At 59.8% G+C, this 6611-nt stretch carries 9 protein-coding genes; 5 read left to right on the top strand and 4 right to left on the bottom strand.

Annotated elements, in window-relative coordinates; genetic code table 11:
- The 5 genes from J7643_17340 to J7643_17320 all read left to right on the top strand — a co-directional run.
- A partial coding sequence (locus J7643_17340; protein MBO9542358.1) for a hypothetical protein occupies positions 1–369 on the top strand: 369 nt, incomplete at its 5' end.
- Positions 370–380: 11 nt separating this feature from the next.
- Positions 381–1082, top strand: a complete 702-nt coding sequence (locus J7643_17335; protein MBO9542357.1) for a 3'-5' exonuclease — start codon at positions 381–383, stop codon at positions 1080–1082.
- A gap of 136 nt (positions 1083–1218) precedes the next feature.
- On the top strand, positions 1219–2040 hold the full coding sequence (locus J7643_17330) for a 2,3,4,5-tetrahydropyridine-2,6-dicarboxylate N-succinyltransferase (GenBank protein ID MBO9542356.1): 822 nt from the start codon (positions 1219–1221) through the stop codon (positions 2038–2040).
- A 54-nt stretch (positions 2041–2094) separates the two neighbouring features.
- Complete coding sequence (gene dapE / locus J7643_17325) at positions 2095–3153, top strand: succinyl-diaminopimelate desuccinylase (protein MBO9542355.1); 1059 nt, start codon at positions 2095–2097, stop codon at positions 3151–3153.
- On the top strand, positions 3150–4277 hold the full coding sequence (locus J7643_17320; GenBank protein ID MBO9542354.1) for a pyridoxal phosphate-dependent aminotransferase: 1128 nt from the start codon (positions 3150–3152) through the stop codon (positions 4275–4277). The genes dapE and J7643_17320 overlap by 4 nt, the downstream gene beginning before the upstream one ends.
- 61 nt (positions 4278–4338) lie before the next feature.
- Here the strand turns inward: J7643_17320 and J7643_17315 are convergent, their stop codons facing one another.
- The 4 genes from J7643_17315 to J7643_17300 form a co-directional block, all read right to left on the bottom strand.
- A complete protein-coding gene (locus J7643_17315) occupies positions 4339–5097 on the bottom strand; it encodes a LysM peptidoglycan-binding domain-containing protein (GenBank protein MBO9542353.1) in 759 nt (252 codons plus the stop codon).
- Between the two features lie 102 nt (positions 5098–5199).
- Entirely contained in the window at positions 5200–5634 is a 435-nt protein-coding gene (locus J7643_17310) for a helix-turn-helix transcriptional regulator (GenBank protein MBO9542352.1), read from the bottom strand.
- 284 nt (positions 5635–5918) lie between these two features.
- A complete protein-coding gene (locus J7643_17305) occupies positions 5919–6227 on the bottom strand; it encodes a (2Fe-2S)-binding protein (protein ID MBO9542351.1) in 309 nt (102 codons plus the stop codon).
- 80 nt (positions 6228–6307) lie between these two features.
- Positions 6308–6610 (bottom strand): hypothetical protein, encoded by a 303-nt coding sequence (locus J7643_17300; GenBank protein MBO9542350.1) that lies wholly within the window; start codon positions 6608–6610, stop codon positions 6308–6310.
- Between the last annotated feature and the right edge of the window lies 1 nt (position 6611).

The following is a 6611-nucleotide window of genomic DNA, read 5'->3' as shown; positions in this document are numbered from 1 at the left end:
CTTATATATTTAGGGCCTGTTGCAGCTCAGGCAACCGCACAGTTATTGAAATCTTCTGGAAAGTCTGCCCATTTGACTCTAATAAATTTGCCTAATGAGGCAACAGAACAATCGTTGGCTGTATTTCATTTTAATGGTGTAAAAGTAAAACATCAGTTGCCTATACAAGCAGTATCAGACATAAGACGTTTCTCTCTTTACGGAGCAGATCGAGAATTAATGAACAACAAAGATCAATTTATTCGAGAGCTCTCCTGCCTACATGGAATTTCTGAATCCCCACGGCACGAAAATATACTTGAAACTGCATACGACATAAATGAAGAGCTATACCTAGATGCAGCTGAAATATTTCAGTACTACTACTAACTAAGTAAAAAATGAACTATTTAGTATTAGATTTTGAAACAACCGGGCTTGACCCTTCATTTCACGAAGCATGTCAAGTATCCGCTGTATTTTTAAACCAAAAATTTGAAAAATATGCGGAATTTAACTCTCAAATTAAGCCAATATACCCAGAAAGAATCGATCCTGAAGCACTAAAAATTCAAGGAAAAACCCTTAATGAATTGAACAACGCCCCCAAAAGCTCCGATGTTTTTCGCGCATTAATTCAGTTTAGCAAATTAAATATCGAACCTTCCATCATAGTTGGCCATAATATTGCATTTGACCTTCAATTTTTAAGAAAACTGGAAGAAAATCACATTGAAACACTCGTAAGAACAGAAAAATACATTGATACTTGCATAATTTCAAAAATAGTCCTGCAAAGTCGAAAACTCATACCAAACTGCAAGTTATCAACTCTAACATCTTATTATGAAATAGAACATAATGCACACAATGCAGATAGCGATGCAAACGCAACCGCAAAACTCTTACATAAGCTATACCTTGCTTCACCAAAACTAATTGAAGCCAGCATAAACGAAGGAGTTTATCAATACATCATAAGATCAGCGTATATTATCGAGCCAAATAGCTCCTTTATTAAATCATGTGAAAAATTCCTAGAAAAGAATGGATTCCTCTCATCAAAACAACTATTAGCTCTAGCAAATATATGTCATCAATAATCATATAAAAACAATTAGACTACTCAAGTCATTAATTGACCATAGCGCATCCTCGCCCAACTCTTTCCCAATGGCGTCTATAGCACAGGCTGAGCTATAATAAATGCATAACGATTTGATAGAGGATCTACCAACCATGCTTACCAGCGACCTTTCTCACCTCATCTCCAAAGCCTTTGCCGACCGCTCCCTACTTGAGCGCCAGGACGTTAAAGATGCCGTTCTCGACGTCATCGCCCGCCTCGACCGAGGCGAGCTTCGCGTCGCCGAGAAGGTGAACGGCCAGTGGATCACCAACGCCTGGGTCAAGGAAGCCATTCTCCTTTACATGGCAAGCCAGCCCGTCCGTGAGATGGACGCAGGCAGCCTTCAGTTCCTCGACAAGATTCCTACCAAGCGCGACCTGGCCAAGACCGGCGTGCGCGTGGTGCCCCCGGGTGTCGCCCGCTACGGCTCCTTCCTCGAGCCCGGCTGCATCTTGATGCCCGGCTACGTGAACATCGGCGCCTACGTGGGCGCTGGCTCCATGGTCGATACCTGGGCCACGGTGGGCTCGTGCGCCCAGATCGGCAAGAACGTCCACCTCTCGGGCGGCGTCGGCATCGGCGGCGTGCTCGAGCCCCCGCAGGCTTCGCCCGTCATCATCGAGGACGGCGCCTTCATCGGCTCGCGTTGCATCGTGGTCGAGGGCGTCGTGGTCGAGGAAGAAGCGGTGCTCGGCGCGAACGTCGTCATCACCGCGAGCACGCCCATTGTGGACGTGACCGGGCCCGAGCCCGTAATCATCAAGGGTCGCGTGCCGGCGCGCTCGGTCGTCATTCCCGGCACCATGCCCAAGGAATACCCGGCGGGGACCTTCGGCGTGCCCTGCGCGCTCATCATCGGGCAGCGGAAGGAATCGACCGACAAGAAGACGTCTCTGAACGACGTGCTACGTACCTTCAACGTCGCGGTCTAAGGAATCGGATTCACTTCCCCGCCCCTCCGGGGGCGGGGATTTAATAGGAATAGAATGTCCATGACGCTGGCTGAAATGACCCTCCAACTCTGCCGCATCCCGAGCGTGACGGGCGACGAAGGGGAAATCACCCGCTACATCGCGGGTACTGCGAGCCAGTGGGTGCCTCAGTCCTGCATCCGGGTGGTGGGGAACGCCGTGGTCATCACCCCGCCTGCCAAGCCGGGGCTCCCCACCATCGCCCTCTTCGGTCACACTGATACGGTCAAGCCGGCGGCAGATCAGCCCTTGCGGCTGGACCGCGATCGCGTCTACGGCTGCGGCGCAAGCGACATGAAGGGCGGCCTTGCCGTCATGCTCGAACTCCTGCGCCTCTCGCCCGGCATGACCCGCGCCAATCCGGTCTTCGTCTTCTACGACAAGGAAGAAGGCCCCATCGCGGACAGCGGCCTGCCGCCCCTGTTCGAGGCGGGCGCCATCCCCAAGGGCATCGACCTGGCCTTCTGCCTGGAGCCCACCGACAACCGCATCCAGGCGGGCTGCGTCGGAGGCCTGCACGCCGAGGTCACCTTCCGGGGCAAGCGCGCCCACAGCGCCCGCCCCTGGCAGGGTGAGAACGCCATCTACAAGGCCACCGGCTACCTGCATCGCCTCCGGGACCTGGGCCGCAAGGAGGTCCGCTACGGCGATCTGACCTTCTACGAGGTGATGAACGCGACCATGGCGAGCACCGCCAACAGCCGCAACGTCATCCCCGACGCCTTCACCCTCAACGTCAACTACCGCTTTGCCCCCGGCAAGTCGAGCGAACAAGCCATCAACGAGCTCGAAGCCCTGGTCCAGGGCGAGGGCGAGGTCAAAATCATCGACGTGGCCCCCTCGGGCGCCGTCTGCCTCGACCACCCCTTGCTCGACGCCTGGCGGCGCGCCCAGGACCTCGAAGTCGAAGCCAAGCAGGCCTGGACCGACGTGGCCCAGCTCACCTCGCGCGGCATCCCCGCGGTCAACTTCGGCCCCGGCGAGACGGCCCAGGCCCACCAGGCCAACGAGTCGGTGCCCGTTGCCATGCTCGAAACCAACCTCAAGGCCTTCAAGGAGCTCTTCGGCGCATGAACCCCGTCCTCGCCCAGATCGCCCCGTCCCTCATCCGCGAGCTGAACGCCAAGAAGCGCCCCGACTCCCTCGACTTCGGCCTCGGCGAGCCCACCCTGCGCCCCGATCCTGCCCTGTTCGAGGCCGCGACCCGCTGGGTCGCCGAGAACGGCTGTCCCTATACCCCGAACGCGGGCTTCGGCTGGCTGCGCGAGGCAATCGCGCAACACTACGCCTATCCGAACTACGACCAGGCATCAAACGTCTGCATCACCAACGGCTCCCAGGAGGCCCTCTACCTCGCCATCAAGGCGCTGCTCGATCCCGCTGAGGACGAGGTGCTCGTGGTCGAGCCGGGCTACCCGCTCTATCCCAAGCTCTGCCAGATGGAAGGCATCGCGAGCCGGACCGTCACGCTCGATAGCGAAACGGGCTTCGCCCCCTCGGCCGAGACGGTCCTTGCGGCGCTGGGCCCCAAGACCCGCATGATCGTCCTCAGCTCGCCCTGCAACCCCACCGGCCGGATCTGGCCCGAGCACGAGCTGCGCGCCCTCGCCCAGGGCCTCTCGAACCGACCCGGCGCCCCTGTGTGGGTCCTCTCGGACGAGGTCTACCGCGAGCTCTACTACACCCCCGAGCCGCCCGCCTCCATCGCCCAGTTCTACCCCTACGCCCTGGTCGCCAACAGCCTCTCCAAGAGCAACGCCCTCACCGGCCTGCGCCTGGGCTGGCTCCTGGCCCCCAGCGCCGTCATGCCCGCGATCATCAAGGTCCACCAGTTCGTCACCACGGCGGCGAGCACCTTCTCGCAGGTCGTGGCGGGCGAGGTCTTCCGCACGCCCGGTGGGCTCGGCGTTCACCGGGCCCACTACGCGGCCCTGCGCGAGTCGCTCATCCGACACCTGACGGAGAGCGGCCTGGACTTCGTCGCACCGGAAGGGGCCTTCTACTGCCTGATCCGCCTGCCCGAACCCTACGCGGCGGACTCGATCCAGACGGCCTATACCCTCCTGGATCGTGCCAACGTGGTGCTCACGCCCGGCAAGGCCTTCGGGGCGGAAGGCTGGCTGCGCCTTTCCTGGGTGAGCCCTCCCGAGGTGCTCGCCGAAGGCATCGCCCGCCTCAGCAGGACGCTCCAAGCCTGATCCAAACGCACGAAACGGCGGCCAAGTCTTGGCCGCCGTTTCGCATCGAAGGATTGAAAAATCAGGCGAGGCGCGAGAGGTCGCTGACCGCGTCGCTGAAGACGTTCCAGCCGTTGAGGCCGCCGTTCACGGCCCGGCGCACGCCCTGCCAGTCGCCGGCCACCGCCTTCTCGGGGATGTTCCGGTCCTGGAAGTACTGCACCAGGATCTTGGCCGAGACCGCCGGATCCAGCGCGAGGTCCGGGTTGCTCTCAAGGTCGATGCCGAGCTTCTTGCCGTACTCGCGGTAATTGGCACGACCAGTCAGCTGGATGAAGCCGCGCCCCTTGAAGCGCGCACCATCGCCGGGCTCGGTGTTGCCCAGGTCCGAGCGACCTTCGTAAGCATGGCCGCTCGCGTACTCGGAGATGGGCTGGAAGCTGCCGGTCTCGACCTTGACCGTGGCGAGCATCGCCACCATGGCCTCGGGCTCGTTGATCCCCGCATCCTCCATGGCCTTGGCGATGTGGGGCCAGTACTGCTGGACATTCTCCAGGGGCACGCCGAGCTTGCTTGCGATCTCCTCGGCCGAGACGGGCGGCTTGTAGCCTTCCGGCAGCGGCGAGATGCCCCCGGCACCCGACGCCCCTTCGCCACGGTACGAGTTGAAGCGCTCGGCCCCATTGGCCTTGGCGCGGTCGCCGCCGAGCTTGAGGTTGGCACCGGCGAGGATCTGGTTGGGATCGGTGATGCCGTTGTCCTTGGCGAGCTTCTGGACCGAAGTCCCGAACTTCGCCGCCAGGCCGCTCAGGGTATCGCCCCACTTCACGTTGATGTTCATGGCCACCTCACACAAAATACAACCGAGCCATAGTTTATATTCCCAGAAAATAGACCGCCCTCTCATCAGAGGGCGGTCTATTTTCTGAAAACGCGCACCGCGCTAGGTGGAGAGCGATCGCTTCCGGCCGAGCTCGGCCAGTTTGAGCATCTGGATGTAGTCCATGACCTTCTCGATCTGGGCGGGGCTGAGGCCCCGGACCGCCTCGAGGATGGTCGGCGATCGCTCGATCTCGTCGAAGGGGTCGTGGACCGGGGGCATGACGGCGGCCGGCACGGTCTCGGGCACCGCCGGCAGCATGGTGGGGGCGGGAAGCTCGACCTTTTCGCCCTGCGCCACGCGGTGCAGATCGACCAGGGGGATCGCGAGCCCCTCGGAAAGGGTCCGCATGGTGTCGGCATCGGGCTTGTCACCGTGCTCGATGTCCAGGACGACCGAGACGGGGATCTGACAGCGCTGGGCCACGTCCATGGCCGTCAAGCCACGCGCCTGTCGGAAACTGCGCAAGAACTCGCCGAGCGGATTTGCGAAACTCATGTGCCTGTCCCCCCTTTCTCTGTTGTTTGGCGGCACTCAGCGGTGCCGCTCCTCCTGTAGAGCCGTCCTGGGCACATTATACGCCTATGTGAGCACTCTGCCGATAGTTATTACCGAACAAGCAAGTCGCAAAGCTTTACAAACATTCGTAACGTAAGTAAAATAATCCTACCGTGCAGTCAAGCCATCGCGATTCAATGGCGCATCGCCAATTGGTCCGGCTGCGTGCGCAAGACCTTTCGGTCTCGCTCTCAAGCCCCTTGCAATGGCGCAGGGGGCTTCTTCTATGGCTGCCCCGTCCTGAGGAAGACGTTGTGCACGACCTCGATGGGCCCGTTGACGGTGGATTGGCAGGCGAGACGCCAGTTCCGCTTGATCTTGTCCCGGCCTAGGCGGAAGGTCTCGTTGTGATTAGGGGCGCTGAGGTTCTTCTCCCCGGCCAGGACCTTGACCTTGCACGTGCAGCACCGGCCAGACTTGCACACGTACTCGATGGGGACTCCCGCCTCGATGGCCGACGCCAGCAGATTGACCCCGGGCTCCACCGAGAAGGTCTGGGTCTCTTCGCCAATCGTGAACTTCACATCGATCATGCCGGGGTCCTTGTCTACTACGTCGTTATAGAAGCGCCCAAACGGGCTTGCCAGGCGCTCTTGGTTACCTCATACCCCGCTTAGGTACTTGCAACGCGCTCCAGCTGGGCGATGATGCCGGGCAGCTCGCCCAGAGCGAAGATATCCCCTTCGTCGGCGGCGAATTCGAGCTGCGAATGAAGGGCATCCCGGAGGATACCGGCATCCTCGGCGCCGAGGTCGAGGCGGTAGGCGTTATTGCCGATCTGGTCCTGGGCCTGATCGAACAGGCGCTGGAGGATGGGGGGCATGACTTCGAGGGCGTCCTCCTCGACGGGCGGAAGGGTCGCGAGGTAGGCTTCGCTCAAGAGGCGCAGCTGGCTGATGTCGAGATCGAGGGGCATA

The organism is bacterium, assembly GCA_017744355.1.
Classification (GTDB): Bacteria; Cyanobacteriota; Sericytochromatia; order S15B-MN24; family UBA4093; genus JAGIBK01.
This window is presented reverse-complemented; position numbering and strand designations above follow the sequence as displayed.